The organism is Streptomyces sp. NPDC002773 (assembly GCF_040295605.1).
In the GTDB taxonomy this organism is placed as follows: domain Bacteria; phylum Actinomycetota; class Actinomycetes; order Streptomycetales; family Streptomycetaceae; genus Streptomyces.
Genome location: NZ_JBEOVO010000029.1, coordinates 1 through 26,245, shown reverse-complemented (window position 1 = coordinate 26,245; position 26,245 = coordinate 1). Strand labels below are relative to the sequence as shown.

The 26,245-nt window shown below is 68.8% G+C and carries 21 protein-coding genes; 4 read left to right on the top strand and 17 right to left on the bottom strand.

Annotation, left to right across the window (positions count from 1 at the left end):
- Nucleotides 1-90: 90 nt before the first annotated feature.
- The 9 genes from ABT034_RS27670 to ngcE all read right to left on the bottom strand — a co-directional run bounded on the left by ABT034_RS27670 (nt 91) and on the right by ngcE (nt 12,310).
- Nucleotides 91-1,569: an amino acid permease gene (locus tag ABT034_RS27670; RefSeq protein ID WP_351219816.1), complete on the bottom strand. Its 1,479-nt coding sequence runs from the start codon at nt 1,567-1,569 to the stop codon at nt 91-93.
- A 153-nt stretch (nt 1,570-1,722) separates the two neighbouring features.
- A complete protein-coding gene (gene dxs, locus ABT034_RS27665; RefSeq protein WP_351219764.1) occupies nt 1,723-3,642 on the bottom strand; it encodes a 1-deoxy-D-xylulose-5-phosphate synthase in 1,920 nt (639 codons plus the stop codon).
- A 255-nt stretch (nt 3,643-3,897) separates the two neighbouring features.
- The gene (locus tag ABT034_RS27660; RefSeq protein ID WP_351219815.1) at nt 3,898-5,193 is read right to left on the bottom strand and encodes a sugar ABC transporter permease; all 1,296 of its coding nucleotides are present in this window, start codon (nt 5,191-5,193) and stop codon (nt 3,898-3,900) included.
- A gap of 35 nt (nt 5,194-5,228) precedes the next feature.
- Complete coding sequence (locus ABT034_RS27655) at nt 5,229-6,017, bottom strand: ATP-binding cassette domain-containing protein (RefSeq protein ID WP_351219763.1); 789 nt, start codon at nt 6,015-6,017, stop codon at nt 5,229-5,231.
- A 304-nt stretch (nt 6,018-6,321) separates the two neighbouring features.
- Nucleotides 6,322-7,386: a sugar ABC transporter substrate-binding protein gene (locus ABT034_RS27650; RefSeq protein WP_351219762.1), complete on the bottom strand. Its 1,065-nt coding sequence runs from the start codon at nt 7,384-7,386 to the stop codon at nt 6,322-6,324.
- Nucleotides 7,387-7,509: 123 nt separating this feature from the next.
- Nucleotides 7,510-8,721, bottom strand: coding sequence for an ROK family transcriptional regulator (locus ABT034_RS27645; protein WP_351219814.1), 1,212 nt, complete (start codon nt 8,719-8,721; stop codon nt 7,510-7,512).
- Nucleotides 8,722-8,892: 171 nt separating this feature from the next.
- On the bottom strand, nt 8,893-9,831 hold the full coding sequence (locus tag ABT034_RS27640) for a carbohydrate ABC transporter permease (RefSeq protein WP_351219761.1): 939 nt from the start codon (nt 9,829-9,831) through the stop codon (nt 8,893-8,895).
- Complete coding sequence (locus tag ABT034_RS27635) at nt 9,831-10,760, bottom strand: carbohydrate ABC transporter permease (RefSeq protein WP_351219760.1); 930 nt, start codon at nt 10,758-10,760, stop codon at nt 9,831-9,833. Before ABT034_RS27635 ends, ABT034_RS27640 begins: the two co-directional genes overlap by 1 nt.
- A 101-nt stretch (nt 10,761-10,861) precedes the next feature.
- Nucleotides 10,862-12,310: an N-acetylglucosamine/diacetylchitobiose ABC transporter substrate-binding protein gene (gene ngcE, locus ABT034_RS27630; protein ID WP_351219759.1), complete on the bottom strand. Its 1,449-nt coding sequence runs from the start codon at nt 12,308-12,310 to the stop codon at nt 10,862-10,864.
- Nucleotides 12,311-12,839: 529 nt separating this feature from the next.
- On the opposite strand from ngcE, the gene ABT034_RS27625 reads away from it, so the two are divergent.
- Nucleotides 12,840-13,748 carry an FG-GAP repeat domain-containing protein gene (locus ABT034_RS27625; RefSeq protein ID WP_351219758.1) on the top strand — a complete coding sequence of 303 codons (909 nt, stop codon included), beginning with the start codon at nt 12,840-12,842 and terminating at the stop codon, nt 13,746-13,748.
- 100 nt (nt 13,749-13,848) lie between these two features.
- On the opposite strand, the gene acnA is transcribed toward ABT034_RS27625, so the two are convergent.
- The 8 genes from acnA to ABT034_RS27585 all read right to left on the bottom strand — a co-directional run bounded on the left by acnA (nt 13,849) and on the right by ABT034_RS27585 (nt 22,801).
- A complete protein-coding gene (acnA, locus tag ABT034_RS27620; protein ID WP_351219757.1) occupies nt 13,849-16,566 on the bottom strand; it encodes an aconitate hydratase AcnA in 2,718 nt (905 codons plus the stop codon).
- Between the two features lie 917 nt (nt 16,567-17,483).
- Nucleotides 17,484-17,828 carry a hypothetical protein gene (locus ABT034_RS27615; protein WP_351219756.1) on the bottom strand — a complete coding sequence of 115 codons (345 nt, stop codon included), beginning with the start codon at nt 17,826-17,828 and terminating at the stop codon, nt 17,484-17,486.
- 131 nt (nt 17,829-17,959) lie between these two features.
- Entirely contained in the window at nt 17,960-18,136 is a 177-nt protein-coding gene (locus ABT034_RS27610; RefSeq protein WP_351219755.1) for a hypothetical protein, read from the bottom strand.
- A gap of 638 nt (nt 18,137-18,774) precedes the next feature.
- Nucleotides 18,775-19,644 (bottom strand): IS5 family transposase, encoded by an 870-nt coding sequence (locus tag ABT034_RS27605; protein WP_351219754.1) that lies wholly within the window; start codon nt 19,642-19,644, stop codon nt 18,775-18,777.
- Nucleotides 19,645-19,722: 78 nt separating this feature from the next.
- A complete protein-coding gene (locus ABT034_RS27600) occupies nt 19,723-20,379 on the bottom strand; it encodes a hypothetical protein (RefSeq protein WP_351219753.1) in 657 nt (218 codons plus the stop codon).
- A gap of 236 nt (nt 20,380-20,615) precedes the next feature.
- Complete coding sequence (locus ABT034_RS27595; RefSeq protein ID WP_351219752.1) at nt 20,616-20,996, bottom strand: hypothetical protein; 381 nt, start codon at nt 20,994-20,996, stop codon at nt 20,616-20,618.
- Nucleotides 20,997-21,105: 109 nt separating this feature from the next.
- The gene (locus ABT034_RS27590; RefSeq protein WP_351219751.1) at nt 21,106-21,633 is read right to left on the bottom strand and encodes an SMI1/KNR4 family protein; all 528 of its coding nucleotides are present in this window, start codon (nt 21,631-21,633) and stop codon (nt 21,106-21,108) included.
- A 229-nt stretch (nt 21,634-21,862) separates the two neighbouring features.
- Entirely contained in the window at nt 21,863-22,801 is a 939-nt protein-coding gene (locus ABT034_RS27585; RefSeq protein ID WP_351219750.1) for a helix-turn-helix domain-containing protein, read from the bottom strand.
- Nucleotides 22,802-22,904: 103 nt separating this feature from the next.
- Between ABT034_RS27585 and ABT034_RS27580 the strand changes: the two genes are divergently transcribed.
- From ABT034_RS27580 to ABT034_RS27570, 3 genes are all read left to right on the top strand, one after another.
- Nucleotides 22,905-23,945, top strand: coding sequence for a saccharopine dehydrogenase family protein (locus ABT034_RS27580; protein WP_351219749.1), 1,041 nt, complete (start codon nt 22,905-22,907; stop codon nt 23,943-23,945).
- Between the two features lie 72 nt (nt 23,946-24,017).
- Nucleotides 24,018-24,374, top strand: coding sequence for a VOC family protein (locus ABT034_RS27575; RefSeq protein WP_351219748.1), 357 nt, complete (start codon nt 24,018-24,020; stop codon nt 24,372-24,374).
- 51 nt (nt 24,375-24,425) lie between these two features.
- On the top strand, nt 24,426-25,955 hold the full coding sequence (locus tag ABT034_RS27570) for a helix-turn-helix domain-containing protein (RefSeq protein WP_351219747.1): 1,530 nt from the start codon (nt 24,426-24,428) through the stop codon (nt 25,953-25,955).
- Nucleotides 25,956-26,245: the final 290 nt, after the last annotated feature.

Here is a 26,245-nt window from a genome sequence, read left to right as displayed (position 1 = left end):
GTCGCCCTGCCGAACGGTCCATTCCGCGGCCGCTGCGTCGGCCTTCACCGGCCGCCGCGCCGTCCGCCCTGTCGCCCGCCCCTTCGCCGCTCAGTAGCGGGCGTCCGGGCCCTCACGGCCGAGCCGGCTGTGGCCGCGCCCGTACACGAAGTACACGACGATGCCGATCGCCATCCAGACGGCGAAGCGGAACCAGGTCTCGCCGGGCAGGTTGAGCATCAGCCAGAGCGAGGCGGCGATGGAGAGGATCGGCAGCGCGGGCACCCAGGGGGTGCGGAAGGCGCGCGGCAGGTCCGGGCGGGTGCGGCGGAGCACGATGACGCCGAACGCGACGAGGACGAAGGCGAAGAGGGTGCCGATGTTCACCAGGGTCGCGAGTTCGTTGATGCTGGTGAAGCCGGCGACGATCGCGATGACCACACCGAGCAGGATCGTCGGGCGGTACGGGGTCTTGTACTTCGGGTGCGTGACGGAGAAGAAGCGCGGCAGCAGGCCGTCACGGCTCATCGCGAAGAAAACCCGTGTCTGGCCGAGGAGCAGGATCAGACAGACCGTGGTGAGGCCGACGGCGGCGCCGAAGCTGATGACTCCCGCGTAGAAGGGATGCCCTGCGGCCTTGAAGGCGTCGGCGAGCGGGGCGCTCACGGACAGCTCCGTGTAGTGCTGCATGCCGGTGACGACCAGGGCCACGGCCACGTAGAGGACCGTGCAGATGAGGAGGGAGCCCAGGATGCCCCGGGGCATGTCCCGCTGCGGCAGCTTGGTCTCCTCGGCGGCGGTGGCGACCACGTCGAAGCCGATGAAGGCGAAGAAGACGACCGAGGCGGCGGTGAAGATGCCCATGACGCCGAAGTTGGTCGGCTCGTACCCGAAGAGCAGCTGGACGAGCGGCGAGTCCCAGTTGGAGCCGCCGCCCTCGGGGGTGACGGCCGGCGGGATGAAGGGCTTGTAGTTGTCGCCGACGATGAAGAACAGGCCCGCGATGATCACGATCATCACGACGGTCACCTTGATGGCGACGACGACGGCGGTGATGCGCGCGGAGAGCTTCATGCCGAGGACGAGGACCACGGTCAGGACCAGGACGAGCACGAAGGCCAGGAGGTCGAAGGTGCCGCCCGGGACGTCCGGGCCTTCCATCCAGGTCGGTAGGTGCCAGCCGATGTTGTCCATGAGCGAGCGGACATAGCCCGACCAGCCGACGGCGACCACCGCCGTACCGAGGGCGAACTCCAGGACGAGGTCCCAGCCGATGATCCAGGCCGGCAGCTCGCCGATCGAGGCGTACGCGAAGGTGTACGCCGATCCGGCCACCGGCACCGTCGAGGCGAACTCGGCGTAGCAGAGGGCGGCGAGGGCGCAGACGATGCCCGCCGCGACGAACGCGAGGGCGGTGGCCGGGCCCGCGTTCTCCTTGGCGACCTTGCCGGTCAGGACGAAGATGCCGGTGCCGATGATGACGCCGACGCCGAACACCGTCAGATCCCAGGCGGAGAGGGATTTCTTGAGCGCGTGCTCCGGTTCCTCCGTGTCGCGGATCGACTGCTCGACCGTCTTGGTCCGGAACATCCCGGAGTTCGCCCGTGGCTGCTGGTCCGTACTCACCTTCGTACCTCCCTGCCGGCTGTCCGCACTGTGGTCAGAATGCACGGCAATGGGCCGGTCGGCACTCCGAAGAGTGAGCCGACCGGCCCAAGGGTGACGCGGGGTGACGGCGATCCGTCAGTCGCGGGCGGGCTCCACGGCCTGCGCGCTGGTCTCGAAACGGCCGTCGAGACGTGAGACCAGACCGGTGACCTGGCGGGCGATGTCCGGGGCGGTCAGTCCGATCTCGGCGAGCACCTCGGCGCGCGAGGCGTGGTCGAGGAAGCGCGGCGGGATGCCGAAGTCACGCAGCGGTACGTCCACCCCGGCGTCGCGCAGCGCCTGCGCGACGGCCGAGCCGACCCCGCCGACGCGGCTGTTGTCCTCGACCGTGACGACGACCCGGTGGCGCTCGGCCAGCGGGGCGAGGGCCTCGTCGACCGGCTTGACCCAGCGGGGGTCGACGACGGTGGTGGAGATGCCGTGGTTGTCGAGGAGGTTCGCGATCTCCAGGCACATGGGGGCCAGGGCGCCCACGGAGACCAGGAGGACGTCGGGCCGGTCGGAGCCGGGCTCGCGGAGCACGTCCATGCCGCCGACGCGGCGCAGGGCGGGCACGGCGGGGCCGACGGCGCCCTTGGAGAAGCGGACCACGGTCGGGGCGTCGGTCACGTCGACGGCCTCGCGCAGCTGGGCGCGGACCTGGTCGGCGTCGCGGGGGGCGGCGAGCCGCAGGCCGGGGACGACCTGGAGGATCGACATGTCCCACATGCCGTTGTGGGAGGCGCCGTCGGTGCCGGTGATGCCGGCCCGGTCCAGGACGAAGGTGACCCCGCACTTGTGCAGGGCCACGTCCATCAGGACCTGGTCGAAGGCGCGGTTGAGGAAGGTGGCGTACACCGCGAAGACGGGGTGCAGTCCGCCGGTGGCGAGGCCGGCGGCGGAGACCGCGGCGTGCTGCTCGGCGATGCCGACGTCGAAGACCCGTTCGGGGAAGGCCTTGGCGAACTTGTCGAGACCGACGGGCTGGAGCATGGCCGCGGTGATCGCGACGATGTCCTCGCGCTCCTTGCCGAGCGCGACCATCTCCTCGGCGAAGACGCCGGTCCAGTCGGCGCCGGAGGAGGAGATCGGCAGGCCCGTGTCGGGGTGGATCTTGCCGACGGCGTGGAAGCGGTCGGCCTCGTCCTGGAGGGCCGGCTGGTAGCCGCGGCCCTTCTCGGTGAGGCAGTGGACGATCACGGGGCCGCCGAAGCGCTTGGCGCGCGTCAGGGCGGACTCCAGGGCCTCGATGTCATGGCCGTCGATGGGGCCGACGTACTTGAGGCCGAGGTCCTCGAACATGCCCTGGGGGGCGATGAAGTCCTTGAGGCCCTTCTTGGCGCCGTGGAGGGTCTCGTAGAGCGGCTTCCCGACGACGGGGGTGCGCTCCAGGATGTCCTTGCCGCGGGCGAGAAAGCGCTCGTAGCCGTCGGTGGTGCGCAGGGTCGCCAGGTGGTTGGCGAGGCCGCCGATGGTCGGCGCGTAGGAGCGCTCGTTGTCGTTGACGACGAGCACGAGCGGGCGGTCCTTGGCGGCGGCGATGTTGTTGAGCGCCTCCCAGGCCATGCCGCCGGTGAGGGCCCCGTCGCCGATGACGGCGACGACGTGGTCGTCCTTCTTCAGGACCTCGTTGGCCTTGGCGAGTCCGTCGGCCCAGCCGAGGACCGTGGAGGCGTGCGAGTTCTCGATGACGTCGTGCTCGGACTCGGCCTGCGAGGGGTAGCCGGAGAGGCCGCCCTTCATCTTGAGCTTCGAGAAGTCCTGGCGGCCGGTGAGCAGCTTGTGGACGTAGCTCTGGTGGCCGGTGTCCCAGAGGACCTTGTCCTTCGGGGAGTCGAACACGCGGTGCAGGGCGATGGTCAGCTCGACCACGCCGAGGTTGGGCCCGAGGTGCCCGCCGGTCTTGGAGACGGCGTCCACGAGGAACGTCCTGATCTCGTCGGCCAGCTGGTCCAGCTGTTCCGGGGAGAGCCGGTCCAGATCTCGCGGTCCCCTGATACGGGTCAGCAGAGCCACCCGTTCCTCCTTGCGTTTGAGCTGGTCGAGCTTGCCGATTTGTCGAGTCTAATGTTCCGTCTTGGATCGTGGGCATCGGGCCGGGGGATCACGCGTCACCCTCACGGCCTACGCACCGCTGATCTGTACGGGCCTGTACGTGCCGGTGCACTGCTCCGGACGCAGCAGTGCCCGGCGCCGGTTTCACGGCGCCGGGCGGTGTGGCGAGCGTTACGCGCGCGGGACGGGGTCCGCCACGCGCGCGGGACGGGGTCCCTAGGCTCGTCCTGCTGTCTTCTGCGTCTTGCGGGAGACCGAGTCGATGATCACCGCGATGAGCAGGACCGCTCCGGTGATCATGTACTGGATCGCGTTCGAGGACAGGTTCATCTGGTTGAGGCCCTGGACGATCGACTGGATGACCAGGATGCCGAGGAGCGCCGACCAGACCTTGCCGCGTCCGCCGAACAGGGACGTACCGCCGATGACGGCGGCGGCGATGCACATCATCAGCTGGTTGCCGCCGCCGAGGGAGCGGTCGGCGCCGCCGGTCGCGGAGGCGAGGAACAGGCCGCCGATCGCGCCCATGGTGCCGGAGATCATGAACACCGAGATCCGGATCCACGAGACGTTGATGCCGGCGCGGCGAGCGGCCTCGATGCCACCGCCGACGGCGAAGACCTGACGGCCGTACGTCGTGCGGCGCAGGACGAAGTCGGTGACGAGCAGGATCACCAGGAAGATCACCAGGGAGAGCGGCAGGCCCTGCTCCTGGTTGAAGCCGTACGCGGCGACGAGGACCAGGACCGCGAGGACGGCGGTGCGCAGGATCATCTCGCTCTGCGGGCGGTACGGCAGCTCGGCGGCCTTGCGGCGGCTGGAGTCGCGCAGCTGGGCGAGGTAGAAGGCGGCGACGACGGCCACGGCGAGGCCGTAGGCGGCGGCGACGTCGGAGAAGTAGTACTTGGTGAGGTCGCCGACGAAGCTGCCGATGGGCGTCGGGATGGTCGACCGCTCACCCATGACCCAGGTCTGGAGACCGGCCCAGCCGAGGAAGCCGGCCAGGGTGACGACGAAGGCGGGCACGCCGATCTTGGCGAAGACCAGGCCGTGGAAGGCGCCGAGCAGGGTGCCGGACAGGATGCCGAGGAGGATCGCGAGGCCGTCCGGCATGTCCGTGCCGAGGACTCCCCAGACCGCGCCGGCGAGGCCCGCCACGGAGCCGACGGCGAGGTCGATCTCGCCCAGCAGCAGCACGAAGACGATGCCGACGGCCATGATGCCGGGGCCGACCGCGTACAGCGTGATCTGGTCGAGGTTGTACGAGGTGATGAAGTTGCCGGTGAGGGCCTGGAAGACGATGCCGATGACGATCAGGCCGACGACGACGGGCAGCGAGCCGATCTCACCGGAGCGGATCTTGCGCTTGAACTCGTCGACGTACCCCTTGAAGCCCTGCTCGCGCACGAGGAGGCGGGGGTCGACGGCGGGGACGGCGGCGGCGGCCGGGGTCTCGGTGACCGGGGCTTCGGCGGCGGTGGCCTGCTCGTCCGGGGTACGGGGGTCGGGCACCGCGGCCTCCTCGCTCGCGGTGGGAGGGGTCTTGCTCACTTCGCTACCTCCGCGTTGCGGGCCTGGCGGCGGGTCACGGCGTTGTCCGTGGCACCGGTGATCGCGGCGATGATCTCTTCGTGCGTGGTGGTGGCGACCGGGAAGGTGCCGTTGTTGCGGCCCAGGCGGAGCACCGCGACGGTGTCGGCGACGGCCTTCACATCGGCCATGTTGTGGCTGATGAGGATGACGCCGAGGCCCTGCTCGCGCAGGCGCTCGACCAGGTCGAGGACCTGGGCGGTCTGCTCGACGCCGAGGGCGGCGGTCGGCTCGTCCAGGATCACGATCTTGGGGTTGCCGACCAGGGCGCGCGCGATGGCGACGACCTGCCGCTGGCCGCCGGAGAGGGCGGCGACGGGGATGCGGACGCTGGGGATGCGGATGGAGAGCGTGGAGAGGAGGTCCTTGGCCCGCTTCTCCATGGCGACCTCGTCGAGGACGCTGCCCTTCTTGATCTCGCGGCCGAGGAACAGGTTGGCGACGACGTCGAGGTTGTCGCAGAGCGCGAGGTCCTGGTAGACGGTCGCGACACCGAGGTTCTGGGAGTCGTGCGGGCGCTGGATCTCCACGCGCTCGCCCTCCCACTCGATGACGCCCTCGTCGATGGGGTGCACACCGGCGATCGTCTTGACGAGCGTGGACTTTCCCGCTCCGTTGTCGCCGACGAGCGCGACGACTTCTCCTGCGTGGACTTCGAGATCGACACCGGAGAGGACCTGAACCGCTCCGAACCGCTTGAAGATCCCGCGCAACGCCAGCACGGGCGTCTGGGACACGTGAACCAACTCCTTCGCCGCCCGCGGGCGGCGGCATGTCGCGCCGCCGGTGCAGCGCCAAAGTTCGAGAGGGGGGTGGGCTTCGTCCGGCCCCCGGGCCGACAGCGGGGTCTGGGTCGGCCGGGGGCCGGACGGGCGAAAGGACGGATCGTGGGCCGCGCGCCGGCCGGAGGGGGTGTTCACCCTCTGTACGCGGGCCGTGGCGGCGGCCTCCCCGGCCGCTCCGTGCGGGGGGCGGCCGGTGTGCCGTACGCGGCCGGCGGCGGGATCCGTGGTGCCAGGCCCTGGGGGCCCGGCGGGGTGGGGCCAGGGGTTACTTGATGCCCAGCTCGGTGCACTTGGCGGCGAGGTCCGAGGTGCAGAGGTCCGCGGCCTTGTAGATGCCGTCCTTGACGACCGTGGTCTGGATGTTGGTCTTGTCGACCACGACCGGCGGGAAGAGCGTCGACGGCACGCCGTCGGTCGCGCCCTGGGCGCCGAGGTCCTTGCCCTGGAGCAGGTTCACCGCGAACTTGGCGGCCTCGGGGGCCAGCTGGAGCGGCGACTTGTAGATGGTGAAGGTCTGCGAACCGGCGATGATCCGCTGGACGCCCGCGACCTCGGCGTCCTGGCCGCCGACCGGGATGTTCTTGATGCCGGCGTTCTCGAGCGAGGTGATGATGCCGCCGGCCATGCCGTCGTTCGCGGAGTAGACCGCGTTGATCTTGTCCTTGCCGAGCGAGGAGATCGCGGCGGACATCTTCTCGCCCGCGATCTTCGGGTCCCACTCGCCGGAGGCCTCGTAGGCGACCTTGCCGACCTTGCCGTCGAGCGCGGCGTGGGCGCCGGCCTTGAACAGGGCGGCGTTCGGGTCCTTCTCGTCGCCGTTGATCATCACGACGTTGGCGGTCGCGGCCTTGCCGCCGAGGGCGGCGAGGAGCGCCTGGCCCTGGAGCTCGCCGACCTTGTTGTTGTCGTGGCTGACGTAGGCGTCGGCGCCCTTGACGGCACGGTCGTACGCGACGACCTTGACGCCCTTGGCCTTGGCCTCGGTGACCCAGCCCTCGGCCTTGGTGGCGTCGACCGAGCCGAGGGCGATGACCTTGACGCCGTCGGCGATCAGCTGGTCGAACTGCTGCTTCTGCTTGACGACGTCGGAGACCGCGTTGTTGTAGACGACCTCGCAGTCACCGCAGGCGGCCTTGACGGCCTTCTCGAACTGGGGCTTGTCCAGGGTCTCGTAGCGCGCGGTCTTGTTCTCCGGAAGGAGCAGGCCGATCTTGGTCGAGCTGCCCTTGTCCGCGCTGTCGTCGCCGCCGGCCTGGCCGCAGGCGGCGAGCGTGAGGGCCATCGAGACCGCGGCCGTGGCTATGACGGCACGACGCGTCACTGCGTTCATGTGGGTTTTGCCTCCCTGACGAGGCCGCGACGTTGCGGCCGAGGTGGCACGAAGTCAACTCGGCCGCAACGTTGCCGTCAAGAAGTAAATTCTTAACGAGATGACAACGGTGGTGTTCGTTATCTAAGTGAAGGCAAGCCGGGAGACCGGCGCGGCAGCGGGCAGCGCACTCTCCAACAGGGTCGAATCGCCCATTTCACTCAGTACGAGAGCGAGGGCGCCGAGCACCTCCGCGCGCCCTCCGAGGGCCCCCTGGGCCAGTGAGAGCTGCCGGGCCGCGCTGGGGATCGCGTACCGCGAGACGGAGTCCCTGATGGGCGCGAGGACCAGCTCACCGGCCTCTGCCAGGTCGCCGCCGAGGACCACCCTGCTGGGGTTCAGGAGGTTGCAGAGGTTGGCGATGCCGCTGCCGATGTGCCGCCCCACGTCGGCGATCACACGGCGGCAGCCCGGGTCGCCCTCCCGGGCCAGCTGGACGACCCGTTCCATGGTGAGATCGGGGCCGTGGCTCGGCTGGAGCAGCGGCAGGACGTACCGGGCGGCGGTGAAGGTCTCCAGGCAGCCGCGGTTGCCGCAGCGGCAGACCGGTCCCGACTCGTCGAGCGTGATGTGCCCGATCTCGCCGGCGGTGCCGCCGGGCCCGCGGTAGACACGGCCGTCGATGACGAGTCCGGCGCCGACACCGCTCGCCACCTTGATGTACGCCAGGTCCTTGACGCCCCGCCCACTGCCCCAGACCAGCTCGCCGAGGGCGCCCAGGTTGGCGTCGTTGTCGACGTGCACGGGGACGCCGAGGCGGCCGGAGAGCTCCTCGGCGGGGTTGATCCCGCTCCAGCCCGGCAGGATCGAGGTCGACCCCAGGGTCCCGGAGGAGACGTCGATCGGGCCCGGGACGCCGAGTCCGACGCCGATCACCTTGTCCGGGCCGATCCCGGTGGCCAGGATCAGCCGTTTGACCAGCTGTTCCGCCCGGTCGAAGCCCTCGGCGGCGGAGGCGTCCACGTCCAGCGGCTCGGCCTCCTCGGCGAGCACCTGGTGGGCGAGGTTGCCGACGGCGACCCGGAGGTGGGTGTGGCCGAAGTCCACTCCGATCACGATGCCGGCGTCACCGGAGAGCGAGACGCTGCGGGCCCGGCGGCCGCCCGCGGACGTGGGGGTGACGTCGACGGTGCCGCCGTCCTTCAGCTCCCGGACGATGTTGGAGACCGTGGCGGCGGACAGGCCCGTCGCCCGGGCGATCTCCGCCTGGGTGAGCGATCCGGCCATGCGCACCGCCCGGACGACCCGTTCGAGATTGGCCCTGTGCAGAGACGTCTGCGACCCCGGAGTCTCCATCGACTCACTCACTCCCACCGTTTTCTCCAACATGTGAACTCTAAGGGGACGCTTTCGCCTTGCTCCCCGTCAAGACCTTGAGAGGCGGAGGGTCTGTGACACACGACGGGAAGGGCCCCCGGGCGCGGTGCGCCGGGGGCCCTTCGGATACGGGAACGAGGGGTTACGCGCTCACTTCACGGCGCCGGCGGTGAGACCGGCCACCACCTGCCGCTGGAAGATGATGTACGCGGCGAGGACCGGGAGCATCGCCATCACGAGTCCGGCGAAGAGCCCGGACCAGTCGCCCTTGTAGCCCTGGCTGACGGCGAGCTGGACGAGGCCCTGCGAGAGCACCTTCCGCTCCGGCTCGGTGTTGAGCACGGTCGGCAGCAGGTACTGGTTCCACTGGCCGAGGAAGTTGAAGATGCCGACGCTGATGAGACCGGGCTTGGCCATCGGCAGCATGACCTGGAAGAAGGTCCGGGTGTGCGAGGCGCCGTCGACGAAGGCCGCTTCCGCCACCGAGGTCGGCAGGGTGCGGAAGAAGGCGGTCAGGAAGAAGACGGTGAAGGGCAGCGAGTACGCGATGTAGACGAGGATCAGGCCGTGCAGCGTGTTCAGCAGGGCCATGTTCTGCATCACGTAGAACAGCGGCACGAGCGCCAGGATGATCGGGAAGCTCATCCCTCCGATGAAGAGGAAGTAGATGAAGCGGTTGCCCGGGAAGTCGAAGCGGGCCAGGACGTAGGCCGCCATCGAGCCGAAGAGTAGGGTCCCGAGGAGCGAGCCGCCGACCACCAGGAGGGTGTTCAGGAAGTAGTCGCTCATGTGCGCCTCGGTCCAGGCGCGTGACCAGTTCTCGAAGTGCAGCTTGTCGGGCAGCGACCACGGGGACGTGAAGATCGCCCGGTCGGTCTTGAAGGAGGTCATGACCGCCCAGAGCAGCGGCATGACGACCATGATCGCCCAGACGATCAGCACGCCGTGCGAGAAGACGTTGAGGGCCGCGCCCTCGGCCTTGGCGGTGCGCCGGGGCGCGGGCGCCGCCGTCTTCGTGACCGCGGGCCCCGGGCCGCCCGGGGATCCGGGGTTCTCGACGCCGGTGGGGACAGTGTCGGTCGTCTTCATCAGAACTCCAGCCGCTCGCGCCGGCCCAGCTTCATCACGACGGCCGCGAAGGCCAGCGTGACGAGGAGGAGCGCGACACCGATGGTCGTGGCGTAGGCGGCCTGACCGTCCCGGAACGCCTTCTGGTACACGTACAACGGAAGGACGATGGTCGAGTAGTCGGGCCCGCCGCCGCTGGGGCCGACGGTCATGATCTGGACGACGGCGAAGGACTCCGCGCCGAGCGCGAGGATGCCCATGTAGATCCAGCCCGACTGCACGGTGTCCCAGAGCAGCGGCAGGGTGATCTTGAAGAACGTGGTGAAGCGGTTCGCGCCGTCGAGCAGGGCCGCCTCGTAGAAGTCCCGCGGAATGGACGCCATGCCGGCCGAGAAGAGGACGACGAAGAATCCGACGGTGGACCAGACGAGTACCACCATCACGCAGATGAGGGCGAGGTCCGGATCTCCGAGCCAGTCCGGCTGGACGTTGCCGAGACCGACACCCTTCAGGACGGAGTTGATGGCTCCGCTGTTCGGGTTGTACGCGAACTGGAAGAGCAGTGCCACGATCGCGATCGACAGCACCTGCGGGAAGAAATACACGATCTTGTAGAAGGACGAGCCGCGCACACCCGCGATGGCCGCGCCCCTGCGGCGCCGACCGCCGACATTGAGCATGAAGGCGAAGAACAGCGCGAGCCCCACGGTCACGATCGGGAGCACCACAGCGAAGGTCAGACTGTGCTGGAGCGATTTCCAGAAGATCTCGTCGTCCAGCATTCTGCTGTAGTTGTCGACTCCGACCATCCCGAATTCGGGGCTCAGTCCCGTCCAGTCCGTGAAGGAGTAGTAGATGGACTGGATGAAGGGCCAGATGACGAACAGCGCGTAGAGCGCGAGGGGGGCCGCCAGGAACCCCACGATGAAACGGTACTTGCCGTGTTGCATTTCCTACCGACCCCGATCTTCCCGCGGAGGCGCGCCGCTGGTGCCGCGCGCGAAGGGCCCGGGGCCCGCTCCCGGTCGGCGGGAAGGGGCCCCGGCACAGCTCACTGGTGCTTGTAGTGCTTGATCGAGGAGTCCTTGGCCGCCTCGTCGGCGTACTTCTGGATCTTCTTGATCGTCTCGGCCGGGGTCGCGCGGCCGGCCATCATCTCGCCGATGCCGGCGACACCGATCTTCTCCTTCTGGAGGGCGACGTACCAGTCCTGGAGGCGCGGGTTGACGACGTTCTGGCCGGCCTTGTCCAGGGCCGCGACGCCGGACTTGAGGCCCGGGGTCAGCTCGATGCCGTCGGTGCCGCCGTTGAACGCGGTCAGGGACTTCACGGACTGGGTGAAGTTCTTGGAGGACGCCTCGCTGAGCATGATGCGCAGCTGCTCCATGCCGCCCTCGGCGTTCGCCGCCTTCGCCGGGACGATGAAGGGCTCGCCGCCGGAGGCCCAGATGGTGCCGAACGGCATCTTGTCCGAGGCGTCGATGCCGGTCGGGGCGGAGACGGCCAGGTTGAAGTCGGCCGGCATGGTCTTCGCGGCCTCGTTCTCGACCCAGGAGCCGTTCGGGATGAACAGCGCCTTGCCCTCGGTCCAGGCGGTCTGCGACTGGATGTGGTCGAGGCCGGGCGTGCCCTTGAGGATGTAGCCCTTCCGGACGAGCTCGTAGTACGCCTCGAAGCAGGCCTTGACCGCCGGGTGCTCCCAGGCCTTCGGCTCCAGGTTGTCGATGGCGTCCAGGACCTCGCGGCCGCCGACCTTGCCGATCATCGGGTAGAGCGAGAAGGGGACGTAGTACGGGTGCTTTCCGGCGTACGTCCAGCCCGCGATGCCCTTCTTCTTGGCCTTCTCGCAGACGGCCAGCATCTCGTCCCAGGTCTCGGGGTACTTGGCGTCGAGCGAGTCGAGCAGCTTCTGCGAGTACCAGACGCCGTAGACCGTGTAGGCGTAGTACATGATCCACACCGGGTCGCCGTCGAACTGGCCCATCTCGACGATGCCGGGCCGCAGGGTGTCGCGGACCGTCTTCTTGGGGTCGTCGATGGACGGCGAGTCCAGGAGCGGGGTGAGGTCCGACAGCTGCTTCTGGCCGACGAGGACACCCATGTCCATCTGCTCGGCGCCGGAGTTGTCGATGAGGTCCGGCGGGTTGCCGCCGTTGAAGCGCGGCTGGAGCGTGGTGGTGATCTTCTGGGTGGGGGTGAACTTGACCTTCGCCTTCGGGTAAGTGGTCTCGTAGATCTTGACCGCGTCCTTGGCGTACTGCTGTCCGAATCCACCGTCGAAGAGGACGAAGTCGAGCGGTGCCGACTCGTTCACCCCGAGCGGGTTCTTTTCGGACTTCTGGCCCTTCTCGACCTTTCCGTTGCCACCGCTGTCACTGCTCGCACAGGCGGAGAGGAAGCCCATCGTCGGTACGGAGATCAGACCGATAGCGGCAGAACGCTTGATCAGATCGCGACGGCCGAGGCCGCCCTCGTCGGTCTGTGCGGAGGTGGATCCCATGCTCAAGTCCTCGCCTTCATTCAGGACTCAGGCGGTGTACCGGTCGCCCGTACTCGCTCGCCACAGGCGAAGGGCCCCGCCACCGCGGTCATTTGCAGCCGGGTCGTGCAGGCGTCGGGCCGTCGCGTGATGGAAACGACTGGCTGGACGCCGACAGGTATAGTCCACTTCCCTTCGCCGGAGCAAGATCGAAACCAGGTTTCGGCAGCCATCTTTCCCGAGTTGAGACCTCCGGGATAAGCACGGCGGATCTGCGGCGTTTCGTCCAAGCATTCGCGCGGCGGCACCCTTGACAGGGGGTCAGGCCGAGCCATACAGGGGGGTCCTGGCGAAGTCCAGGGGCGCGGGCCGGACGCGAGACACACAAAGAGGGACATACGGTCGAGAACGAAACAGTCGTGTCACAGACCCGCCACCCGATGAAGATTTTGTAAGGAGGACCGGGATCATAGGGGGGTCCCGCCCACGCCCGTCCTCGCGACGGGGGCGCGGCGGGCCTGCCTCATCCCATACAGATCTGGAGTATTACGTGGCCAAGACTTCTGGCCTGAACCGCACGGGCCTCGTGTCCCGTGTCACGGTCGCGGCGATAACCGCCGCGCTGGTGGGCACCACGACCGCCGCGGGGGCGGCCGAGACGCCGCAGCCCACTGCTTCCGGCATCGAGCAGACCTCGCAGGCGACGGCCTTCGCGGCCACTGCCGCCGCCACGCCGAGGAACTACCTCTACGGCGTCAACAGCGCGGGCACCATCTGGGGCTACAAGCCGGTCGGCGGCGGCACCATCCAGCGGCTCGCGGACAACTCGGGCACGGGCTGGAACTCCCACAGCCACTTCAACCAGGCCGACATGGACGGCGACGGCGGCTCCGACGGCTTCTACGCCGTCCGCAGCGGCCGCCTGCACTACGCCGACGTCGGTGCCCCCCGGGACATCGGTGGCGGCTGGCACATCTACAACAAGATCCTCTCCGCCTCCAACACCGGCGGCGGCGTGGCCGACGACATCCTCGCCCGTGACAGCGCAGGCGTGCTGTGGCACTACCTGGGCTACGGCAACGGTGGGCTGAGCGGGCGCATCCGGGTCGGCAGCAACTGGGACGTGTACACCGCGATCGCCGGCAAGGGCGACCTCACCAGCGACGGCCGGGCCGACATCGTCGCCCGCGACCGTTACGGCGTGCTGTGGCTGTACAAGGGCACGGGCAACTACGCGACGCCCTTCTCGGGCCGGACCCGCATCAGCAGCGGCTGGAACGCCTACAACGCCGTGGTGTCCTCGGGCGACCTGAACTTCGACACCAAGGCCGACCTGGTCGCCCGCGACGCCGCCGGCCGGCTGTGGCTGTACAAGGGCACGGGCCGCGCCTCCGCCCCGTACGCCGCCCGCGTGCAGATCGGGACCTCGGGCTGGAACAGCTTCCGCGCGATGTTCTGATCGGCTCGGGCACGACGCGAGGGCCGCTCCGGCACGACGCAAGGGCCCCGCTCCTCTTCCGAGGAGCGGGGCCCTTTCCGTACTACCCGATCAGACCGTGTCAGCCACGGATCAGGTTGCGGAGCACGTACTGCATGATGCCGCCGTTGCGGTAGTAGTCCGCCTCACCGGGGGTGTCGATGCGGACGACCGCGTCGAACTCGACACCGGTGTCGGTGGTGACCTTGACCGTACGCGGGGTCGTGCCGTTGTTCAGCTCCTCGACGCCGGTGAAGGAGAAGGTCTCCTCGCCGGTCAGGCCCAGGGTCGCGGCCGTCTGGCCCTCCGGGAACTGGAGCGGCAGGACGCCCATGCCGATGAGGTTCGAGCGGTGGATGCGCTCGTACGACTCGGCGATGACGGCCTTGACGCCGAGCAGCGCGGTGCCCTTGGCGGCCCAGTCGCGGGACGAGCCGGAGCCGTACTCCTTGCCCGCCAGGATCGCGAGCGGGGTGCCCTGCTCGATGTAGTTGCGGGAGGCGTCGTAGATGAACGACACCGGCGCGTCGGCCTGGGTGAAGTCGCGGGTGAAGCCGCCCTCGGTGCCCGGCGCGATCTGGTTGCGCAGGCGGATGTTGGCGAACGTGCCGCGGATCATGACCTCGTGGTTGCCTCGGCGCGAGCCGTAGGAGTTGAAGTCACGACGCTCCACACCGTGCTCGGTGAGGTACTTGCCAGCCGGGGTGTCGGCCTTGATCGCGCCGGCCGGGGAGATGTGGTCGGTGGTGACCGAGTCGCCCAGCTTGGCCAGGACACGGGCGCCGACGATGTCGGTGACCGGGGTGGTCTCCATCGTCATGCCCTCGAAGTACGGGGGCTTGCGGACGTAGGTGGACTCGGTGTCCCACTCGAAGGTGTTGCCGGTGGGGATCGGCAGCGCCTGCCACTGGGCGTCACCCGCGAAGACGTCCTGGTAGGACTTGTTGAACATGTCCTCGCCGATGGCGTTGGCGACGACGTCGTTGACCTCGGCCTCCGTCGGCCAGATGTCGGCCAGGTAGACCGGCTTGCCCTCGGTGTCGACGCCGAGCGCGTCCTTGGTGATGTCCACCTTCATGGAACCCGCGAGGGCGTACGCGACGACCAGCGGCGGGGAGGCCAGGTAGTTCATCTTGACGTCGGGGTTGATGCGCCCCTCGAAGTTGCGGTTGCCCGAGAGCACCGAGGTCACGGCCAGGTCGTGGTCGTTGACCGCCTTGGAGACCTCCTCCGGCAGCGGGCCGGAGTTGCCGATGCAGGTGGTGCAGCCGTAGCCGACGAGGTTGAAGCCGACCTTGTCGAGGTACGGGGTGAGACCCGCCTTGTCGAAGTAGTCGGTGACGACCTTCGAGCCCGGGGCGAGGGTGGTCTTGACCCACGGCTTGCGGGTCAGGCCCTTCTCGACGGCCTTCTTCGCGACGAGCGCGGCGGCGACCATGACGTACGGGTTCGAGGTGTTGGTGCAGGAGGTGATGGCCGCGACCGTCACCGCACCGTGGTCGATCTCGTAGGTCGAGCCGTCGGGGGCGGTCACGGTGACCGGCTTCGACGGGGCGCCGTTGGGGTGGTTCGCCGGGGCGTCGGAGGCCGGGAAGGACTCCTTGCCCTGCTCGTCCACGTCGTCCACGTAGTTGCGGACGTCCTGGGCGAACTGCTGGGCGGCGTTCGCGAGGACGATGCGGTCCTGCGGGCGCTTCGGGCCGGCGATCGAGGGGACGACCGTGGAGAGGTCGAGCTCCAGCTTCTCGGAGAAGTCGGGCTCGGCGGCCGGGTCGAGCCAGAGGCCCTGCTCCTTGGCGTACGCCTCGACGAGCGCGACCTGCTGCTCGGAGCGGCCGGTGAGCTTGAGGTACTTCAGGGTCTCGCCGTCGATCGGGAAGATCGCGGCGGTGGAGCCGAACTCCGGCGACATGTTGCCGATGGTGGCGCGGTTCGCGAGGGAGGTGGCGGCGACGCCCTCACCGTAGAACTCGACGAACTTGCCGACGACGCCGTGCTTGCGCAGCATCTCGGTGATCGTGAGGACGAGGTCGGTGGCGGTGGTGCCGGCCGGGAGCTCGCCGGTCAGCTTGAAGCCGACGACGCGCGGGATGAGCATGGAGACCGGCTGGCCGAGCATCGCGGCCTCGGCCTCGATGCCGCCGACGCCCCAGCCGAGCACACCGAGGCCGTTGACCATGGTGGTGTGGGAGTCGGTGCCGACGAGGGTGTCGGGGTACGCCTGGCCGTTGCGGACCATGACCGTACGGGCCAGGTGCTCGATGTTCACCTGGTGGACGATGCCGGTGCCCGGCGGGACGACCTTGAAGTCGTCGAACGCGGTCTGGCCCCAGCGCAGGAACTGGTAGCGCTCCTTGTTGCGGCCGTACTCCAGCTCCACGTTCTGGCCGAAGGCTTCCGCGGTGCCGAACTTGTCGGCGATGACCGAGTGGTCGATGACCAGCTCGGCCGGGGAGAGCGGGTTGACCTTCGCCGGGTCGCCACCGAGCTCCTTGACGGCCTCGCGCATGGTGGCGAGGTCGACGACACAGGGAACGCCGGTGAAGTCCTGCATGATCACGCGGGCCGGCGTGAACTGGATCTCCTGGCTCGGCTGGGCCTGCGAATCCCAGCCACCGAGGGCCCGGATGTGGTCGGCGGTGATGTTCGCGCCGTCCTCGGTGCGGAGCAGGTTCTCCAGGAGGACCTTCAGGCTGTAAGGGAGGCGCGCGGAGCCCTCGACCTTGTCCAGCTTGAAGATCTCGTACGACTCGTCACCCACGCGCAGCGTGCTGCGGGCGTCGAAGCTGTTCGCCGACACGACAGTCTCCTTCATCAGTGTGCGCGGTTACCGCGCAGCGACAATATGCGGCTGCCGCCGCGGGGTGCCGCCCGACTCCCCGCCGATCCGCTAAGGTAAGGCTTGGTTAGGTAACCCTTACCGGGTGGGCGGCTGCGGTGCGCCGTAAGCAGTTATCTCGATGTCGAGATAACTCTAGTGCATCCCCGCCGCTCGGTCATGCCCGGCATACCTGACCGCTCTCATCCAAGCGAGGCGTTTACTCACCGAACCCAGTCGTTCGGCCATCCGTCTCAGTGAACCTAGTCGTGCGGGCAATCGCACTGGGGGTTCTGGGCGGCCGTACCGGCTGGGGTGGATCTTGCAGGTCTGTACGTCGAGCTGTCGTACGTGGACGCGGTAGGCGAGCGACAGCGACGTCCGCTGGTGGACTGTGCGACGGCCCGTTTCGAGGACGTAGTGCCGGTGCGGCCGTTTCGGTGGTCGCGTGGTGAGCATCACTTCTCGGGCTGGTACTGGGCGACGACCGGGCCAAAGAAGACGGTGGTGCTCTTCAGCCTGCCTGGAGACGAGCCAGCACAGATCGAACTACCGGGAGGGCTGGATGGCCCTCTGCGAAACGTGCGGCAAGAGGATGACCATCGCAGCACGCGGCCCCACGCCCACGGGGTGTTCACCAACCTGCTGCCAGGCAGCTCGCCGGACACGCAGGCAGAGCGACACGGAAGTCGCTCAAGAATCCGCATGCGCAGCCCCTTCCATCCCTCCACCGAGGCTGAAGCAGCCGACGAAACTGCACCGTCTGCTCGACCCACCTCAAACACAAGGGCAACGGACCTCGAAGCCGGACGTGTTCCACGACCTGCCGCCAGGAGGCACTCCTCCTGCGCAAACAGGCTCCGCTCGGCATCGAGATCAGACCGTCGCTGCAGTCTCACTCAATCCACAGTCCGGGAGGCGACCGCGTCAATCCCTGATGCCCGCAGCTTGCGGGCCAGCAGCTCCATCTCGGGCAGCGTCCCTGAGTAGTGACCGCTGAGGACCTGCTCCAGCACAGCCTTGACGCCGCCCAAGCCGATGCCGAGTTCCGCCCGCAGCACGCGCATGACGGTGGCGTTGCTCGCCGGCCCGCTCACGCGCAACCTCGCGCGCCCGTGCTCGGAGAGCAGTCGGTTACGCATTTCATCCGACAGGTCACCGCCACAAACGGCCAGCGCGAACCCACAGGTCGAACACGTCGACTCAACATCCCACCGCAGCGTCTCACCCACCAGCGCCTGCACACCGCACCACTCTGCCTCGGCACCGCACCCCTGGCACACAGCGAAGCACCTGATGGACTCGACCAAGATCGGCTTTTCCATAATTCCACCCCGCGCCAGAGAAGAGGTTGAGCGGCAAGTCGAACGTCTTCTCAGTGCTCACGAATCCTTGACCACCACCAGCCACCCATCCTGAAGGCGTCCACCGGCCCAGGATTCGGCAGAGTGCGGCGCTCGAACTCATCGTCGATACGAGCAATCAGCCGGCCGAGATCGCGCCGGGCATCGCGGGAGGTGAAGCATGACCTCTTCCAGATCATCGCGGGCATACTCCACCTCCAGTCCGGGCTGCCAGACCAGGGATGCGTTCAAATAACGGCCGGGTTGCCTGAACGCCCACTCGAAACGGGCGAGCGCATCAGCAACTACGCCAGGCCACATACGCTCATCCTCGACGCGGCGGACAGCTGCACGAGTCCTCGCGGAAACGCCCCGGATCAGCCGAACTACAACGTTTCTGCGGGGCCGCCACCGCTCAGCACGGACGGCCTTCGGGCGCCTACGCGGCATCGCCCTTTCTGATCAGCATGCCGTCATCCTGCCATGAACGCAGCCTGCTCCACACGCACGATCCAGCCCCCGCCACCCGGGGTGCTCTTACTTCCTCACCAACAGTCACGCGCTCATCGGTCACTTCGTGATGCCGACACCCGCCGACGAGTGCTCTTACTGGACACCTACGCAGCCAATCGGTGCCTCACGGAGCTGTCTCACCCAATCCAGTCCCCGCAGGTCCATGCGATCACGGCGACTGCCTTCACTGAGACAGGACACCTGTGACCGCCGTCACCCAAGCGAGGTGCCTGGCAGGGAACCGGTCGTTGCGGTACTGGGTGCCCGTACCGGTCGGGACGCGGCGCGCAGGACGATGGGCGCCTGGCGGCCTAGGCCGTTTCTTTCGGATCACCTACGCTGACCAGATGAAGATGGCGGCGACGTGGAGTCCGGCCAGGTAGATGGTGGCGGTCTTCTCGTAGCGGGTGGCCAAACCGCGCCACTGCTTGAGCTTGTTGATGCACCGTTCGACGGTGTTCCGCTGCTTGTATGCCTCCCGGTCGAAAGCAGGCGGGCGGCCGCCTGATCGGCCCCGCTTCCTGCGGTTGGCGACCTGGTCGGAGGGTTGGGGGATCACCGCCCGGATCCCGCGCCGGCGGGGGTGGGTCCGGATCGCGCGGGACGAGTAGGCCTTGTCGGCCAGGACCGTGTCCGGTGTGGTCCTGGGCCGGCCGATCGGCCGCGGCACCCGCAGGCGGGCCATGACCTCGGGGAACGCGGGTGCATCGCCTGCCTGTCCGGGCGTGAGGACGAAGGCGAGCGGGCGGCAGCGGCTGTCTGCGGCGAGGTGGATCTTGGTGGTCAGCCCGCCGCGGGACCGCCCCAGGGCATGGTCGTCCGGCTCGCCGGCCTGGGCCCCTTCTTGACGGGCTCCGGCGGCGTGCTGATGGGCCCGAACGATCGTGGAGTCGACCGCGACGACCCAGTCGAGGTCACCTTCGGCGTCGGCCTGGGCGAGCAAGGCGATGAAGACCTTCTCCCAAGTGCCGTCGGCTGCCCACTTCCGCAGCCGGTTGTGGGCGCCTTTCCACGACCCGAAGTGCTCGGGCAGATCCATCCACGGCGTTCCGGTGCGGTACTTGAACGCGATCGCGTCGATCACCTTCCGGTGATCACGCCACCGCCCTCCCCGCTTCGGAGTGCGGTCCGGTAACAACGGCTCGATCCTCGCCCACTGGACGTCAGTCAACGACACACATCGACCAACGCCCTGGTGGGTCATCCATCCAGTGAAACTGGGTGTGCCCAGCGCAGGGAGGTGCCCGGCGACGCGCCGCTGGGGTCGACACCTCCAGCAGGCTCAGGAACTCTGGCATTCCCCGCGCAAGTCGCCCGGACAGATCAGGCTGCCGTAAAGCAGGACCCTCTCGGGCTGACCGCTCGGAAAGATGGTCACCTCGTAGCTCTCCTGTGACATGCCGCCCAAGGTCATGCGTACCCGGTCGGGCGACGTCCACATCGCGTCCCGGAGTCCGTCCTCCTCGCCCATGAAGCAGCCGACCTCCCAACGGCATTCCCCGAGCAGGCCGTCCTGGTGGACGTAGAGGCAGCGCGCAGGGTCGAAGTCGTTGTATTGCACCATTACCAGCCTGCGGTCACCGCGGCCCGGTGCCGCCTGTGTCTTCACCTCCCACTCGTCACCGTCGAGCAGGCCGAAAGTTCCGGCGATCCAGGTCAACGGGACGCCCAGGAGCAGCAGCAAGGTGGCCAGTGCCGTGCGCAGCGGGGACTTCACCAGACCGCGCAGGACCAGAGCGGCCAGGAGGATCAGAATCACGCCGGACAGCAGGAACGCCTGTTCACGAGGCCAGCTCAGCAGCATCAGGCCACCCTGGCCCCCCGTCGCTGCCCCGGCCAGGGCTGCGGTGCCGAGAAGGAACGCCAGCGTCAGCAGCAGGAAGACTGACCGTCTTCGTTCGCGTATGAAGCTCATGATCCCCCGAGCGATATGGATCACGCAGCCTAAGGGAGAAGGCGAGGTAGAGGCCAGAGCTTGCCTGCGGAACGGGGCTGCGAACCCTCCTCCCTGTCCCGCAACATGCTCACGGTCATCCGGGCCGGAGCCAACCTGGAGCGACCAGAAGCGGCACCGCCCGAGGGCCACCCGGACGCTCACTCCTGCGGCGTCTCCTTGCCGGACTCCACCTCCCCGCCATCTTCATCTGATCGGCGAGGTGATCCGAAAGAAACGGCCTAGCAGTGATAGCCGTCAGGACACTCGGCGAGCAGTACACCGAAGACCCAGAGGAAGAGGACCGGCACGCTGGACACCGCTCCCATGAGGGCGAAGCGCCGGCGAGCTTGCCGTCGACGCCCGATGAGCGCCACCACGAACCCCGCGGCGGGCGCGACCACCGCACTACCCAGAGCAGCCAACCCGAATATCCTGCCGAACTCCTCCCGCACCTCCGGAAACCCCACCGCGAGAGCGATCACGGGAGTCAGCAAGATGAGAGGAGCTGCCACCCACCACCACGACAACCCGGTGATCACCCGATCCACCCCGGAAGGCATCCGGCGATCAGGCGGCACATCACCGGTACGCGGGTCCGGACCGGCGCTGAGAGATGGCATGCCCAAATCATAGGCAGCACCGCGGCCTGTCCCCCGCTCCACACCTCCGGTCGGTGACGGGAAGGTGGGCGTCGTGCCTGCCGATCATGAGGAGTACGAGGCGACGTGCTCAGGGGCAGAGCCCCATGATGTGGTCGTCGAAGTCGGGGAACTCGCCCGCGGCCGCTTCCAGCACGGCGGACGCCTCAGCACGGTGGTCCGGCGCGTGGCGTTCCGCGATCGCCGTCAGCTCGGGGTGGGGGCGCGGGACCCAGTCGGGCTCGTACGAGGTGGCCGCCTCCCAGGGGCCGTAACCGGCGGCCAGCAGCCAGAGCAAGGCGCCGAGGTCCCGGGCGACGACGCCGGTCTCGCCCTCGGAGCCGAGGAAGACGACCGGCTGCTCGACGACCGGGCGGCCCGGGCGGACCAGCCAGAAGGCGGCGTATCCGCCGGTGCCGTCCCGGCCGAAGGCGCGGAAGGCGTCGCCGGTCAGCTCGGCGTTGCGCGTCCAGGACCGGAACCAGTCCGTCGTCTCGTCGGCGGAGAGGAAGGCCGCGAAGGGCTCGAAGTCGACGCCGGAGCCCTCCGCGTGTTCGAAACGGACCGCCATGGCGGCGGCGAGCCCAGGGGGAAAGCGGCGGTCTTCGGTCGGCGTCATGCGGACAGGTTAACGACGCGGCGGGGCCACACTGTCGGCGCGTGCGGGCGTGCGTGGCAGGGCGGGGGCGCCCTGGTTCGTGCGCCGGCGCGACACGGCGGGCGACGCCCGTCACCGCGTGCCGGCGCGACACGGCGGGCCCGGGCGTCACCCGCCTTCGCCTCCCGGCGCGACGCCGCGGGTGCCGTCCTTCTTCGTGCGCCAGGCGCGACACGGCGGGTGACGCCCGTCACCGCGTCCCGGCGCGTGTCGTCGAGCGGCGGAACGTGCGGCGGTAGGTGTCCGGGGGGACGCCGAGGGTGCGGTTGAAGTGGCGGCGCAGGGTCGTGGCCGTGCCCATGCCCGTGGCGGCCGCGATGGCGTCGACGCTCTCGCCACTGGATTCGAGGAGTTCCTGGGCGCGTCGGATCCGCTGGGTCAGCAGCCATTGCAGCGGCGTGGCGCCGGTCACCGTACGGAAGTGGCGGCCGAGGTGGCGCGAGCTCATGTTCGCCCGGCGGGCCAGGTCCTCCACGGTCAGCGGCTGGTCGAGCCGCTCGATCGCCCACGGGAACAGCTCGGTGAGCGGGTGGTCGTCCTGGGCCGGCACCGGGGCGGTGACGAACTGGGCCTGGCCGCCGGACCGGTGCGGGGGCACGACCAGGCGGCGGGCGATCGTGTTCGCGTGCGCCGAGCCGTGGTCGAGGCGGACCAGGTGCAGGCACAGGTCCATCGCGGCGGCCTTGCCGGCGGAGGTGAGCACGCTGCCGTTGTCGACGTAGAGCACGTCCGGGTCGACCTCCACCAGGGGATGGCGGGCGGCCAGGACGTCGGTGTGCGCCCAGTGCGTGGTCGCGCGGCGGCCGTCGAGCAGCCCCGCGGCGGCCAGGACGAACGCGCCCGTACACAGCGACGCCACCCGCGCGCCCGCCTCGTGGGCCGCGCGCACCGCGTGGACAAGCTCGGCGGGCGGGTCCACGTCGACGTCGGCCCAGCCGGGGACGATCACCGTGTCGGCGTACGGGAGTTGGTCGAGCCCGGCGTCCGGCTCCAGCCGGAACCTGCCGAACCGCACGGGGCCCGGCCCGCAGACGACGAGGTCGTACGCGGCATCGCCGAACACCTCGTGCGCCACGGAGAGTTCGAAGTGAAGCATCCCGTCGGTGACGGCCAGGGCGACGGTTTCCATGTCCGTAATTGTACGGCCCATGTCGTTCCGGACACTGGTTGCGGCGGTCGGCCCCTGACAGGCTCTTCGTATCCGAGCAGGACAGCGGGCAACGGAGGAACTCATGGGATCGGTACGGACAGTTGCGGTGTTCGGCGCGTACGGGCACACCGGGCGTTTCGTGGTGGCGGAGCTGCTGGACCGGGGGTTCGTCCCCGTCCTCTCCGGACGTGACGCCGGCAAGCTGGCGGAGTTCGCGGCGTCCGGTACGGAGCTCTCCGGCCTTGAGGTCCGCCCCGCCACGGTCGACGACCCGGCCTCCCTGGACCGCGCGCTGACCGGCGCCGACGCCGTGGTCAACTGCGCCGGTCCCTTCGCGTCGACCGCCGCCCCGGTGATCGAGGCGGCGCTGCGTGCCGGTATCCCGTACGTGGACGTGGCGGCCGAAATCGAGGCCAATGTCGACACGTTCGCCCACTTCGCGGAGCCCGCCCGCGCCGCCGGTACCGCGGTGGTCCCCGCGATGGCGTTCTTCGGCGGCCTCGGTGACCTGCTGGTCACGGCGGCGATGGGCGACTGGACGTCGGCAGACGAGGTGCACGTCGCGTACGGGCTGAGCAGTTGGCACCCCACGGCCGGGACCCGTACGGCGGGAGCGGTCTCGCGGGAGCGCAGGGACGGGCGGCACGTCCGCTTCACCGGCGGGCGGCTCGAGTACCGCGACGACTCCACGGCCACCACCCTGAAGTGGGCCTTCCCCGAACCGCTGGGGGTGAGCCCGGTGATCGGTGACTTCACCATGGCCGACGTCGTCACCGTACCCAGCCATGTGGACGTCCCGGAGGTCTGCACGTACATGGCCGTGGCGGCGGCCCAGGACCTGGCCTCCTCGGACACCCCGGCACCGGCTCCGGTCGACGAGCGCGGTCGGTCCGCGCAGACCTTCCTCGTGGACGTGGTCGTACGCAACGGAGACGAGGAGCGGCGCGCGGTGGCGCGCGGCCAGGACATCTACGCCGTCAGCGCACCGCTCGCGGTGGAGGCCGTCGACCGAGTGCTCAGCGGACGAACCAGGACGAACGGGGTCGCCTCGGCCGGCGCCATCTTCGACGCACCCGACTTCCTCCGCGCCCTTTCCGACCACCTTTCGGTCGAATTGCCGTAGGCGGGGGCGCGATGGTCCCCGTACGGGCGCCGTGCGATTGCCGCCGCCGTACGAGGGGCCGAGGATCGGAGCATGTTCAGCGGCGCGCATGTGATTCTGTACACCCGGGACGCGGAGGCCGACCGAGCCTTCCTCAAGGACGTCTTCGGCTTCGAGCACGTGGACGCCGGGGGCGGCTGGCTCATCTTCAAGCTGCCGCCCGCCGAGGTCGCGGTGCATCCCACGACGGACGAGCCGAAGCACGAGATGTACCTCATGTGCGAGGACCTCACACAGACCCTGACGGCCCTCGAGGACCGGGGCGCCGAGATCTCACGCGCCATCACCGACCAGGGCTGGGGCCTGCTCGCCGCCGTACGGCTGCCGAGCGGCACGGAACTCCCCCTGTACGAGCCGCGCCACCCCACCGCGCACGGGCTGTCACCCTGACGGCCTACCCCGATGATCAGGGTCATCTCATATCTGAGATAACGTGACGGCATGGCAGACGACTACCTCGTACGCATCGGCAAGCTCATCCGTGACGCCCGGCAGCACCGTGGCTGGACGCAGACGCAGCTCGCCGAGGCACTGGCCACGAGCCAGAGCGCCGTCAACCGGATCGAGCGCGGCAACCAGAACATCAGTCTTGAGATGATCGCCCGGATCGGCGAGGCCCTCGATAGTGAAATCGTGTCCCTGGGGTATGCGGGACCCATGCACCTCAGGGTCGTCGGCCGGCGCCGACTCTCCGGCTCCATCGACGTCAAGACGAGCAAGAACGCCTGCGTCGCGCTGCTCTGCGCCTCCCTCCTCAACAAGGGCCGCACGGTCCTGCGCCGGGTCGCCCGCATCGAGGAGGTCTTCCGGCTCCTGGAGGTGCTCAACTCCATCGGGGTGCGCACCCGCTGGATCAACGACGGCGTCGACCTGGAGATCGTGCCGCCGGCCGAGCTGGACATGGACTCGATCGACGCCGAGGCCGCGATCCGCACCCGCTCGATCATCATGTTCCTCGGCCCGCTGCTGCACCGCATGGACCGCTTCAAGCTGCCGTACGCCGGAGGCTGCGACCTCGGTACGCGCACGATCGAGCCGCACATGATCGCGCTGCGCCGCTTCGGTCTCGACGTCACCGCCACCGAGGGCATCTACCACGCCCAGGTGGAGCGCTCGGTCTCCCCCGGCCGCCCGATCGTGCTGACCGAGCGCGGTGACACGGTGACCGAGAACGCGCTGCTCGCCGCCGCCCGGCACGACGGCGCGACCGTCATCCGCAACGCCTCCTCCAACTACATGGTCCAGGACCTGTGCTTCTTCCTGGAGGCGCTCGGCGTACGGGTCGACGGCATCGGCACCACCACCCTGACCGTGCACGGCGTGCCGCAGATCGACGTGGACGTCGACTACTCCCCCTCGGAGGACCCGGTCGAGGCGATGAGCCTCCTGGCGGCGGCAGTAGTCACCGAGTCGGAGCTGACGATCCGCCGAGTCCCGATCGAGTTCATGGAGATCGAGCTCGCGGTCCTGGAGGAGATGGGCCTCGACCACGACCGCTCGGCCGAGTACGCGGCGGACAACGGCCGCACACGCCTGGTCGACCTGACGGTCCGCCCCTCGAAACTCGAAGCCCCGATCGACAAGATCCACCCGATGCCGTTCCCCGGCCTGAACATCGACAACGTCCCCTTCTTCGCCGCCATCGCCGCGACGGCCCAGGGCAAGACCCTCATCCACGACTGGGTCTACGACAACCGCGCGATCTACCTCACGGACCTCAACCGCCTCGGCGGCCGCCTCCAGCTCCTCGACCCCCACCGCGTCCTGGTCGAGGGCCCCACCCGCTGGCGCGCCGCCGAAATGATGTGCCCCCCGGCCCTGCGCCCGGCGGTGGTCGTCCTCCTCGCGATGATGGCGGCGGAGGGCACGTCGGTCCTGCGGAACGTGTACGTCATCAACCGGGGGTACGAGGACCTGGCGGAGCGACTGAACTCGATCGGCGCGCAGATCGAGATCTTCCGGGACATCTGACGGAACAGCACCCGCCGCACCCCTTCTGCCCTGAAAAACGTGAGGCAGAGGAGGTGCGGCGATGCGTGTGGGACTTCTCCGGGACTCTGCTGGGCTTCCTGGCCTTGGCAGCCCCGGCCTGGTCCACCCCTCGTGCACCTGCTTCCCATCTGGCGCTACTTCCTCCGGACCCCCGTCTCCGGTCGGCATGGGTGTGGGGTGGAACCGAAGATGTCTTCGGTCCAGCGCATGGTGATCAGCCGCGCGCTCGCGAAGTAGCGGGCCCCGTCGAGGCAACATCCCAGCAAGAC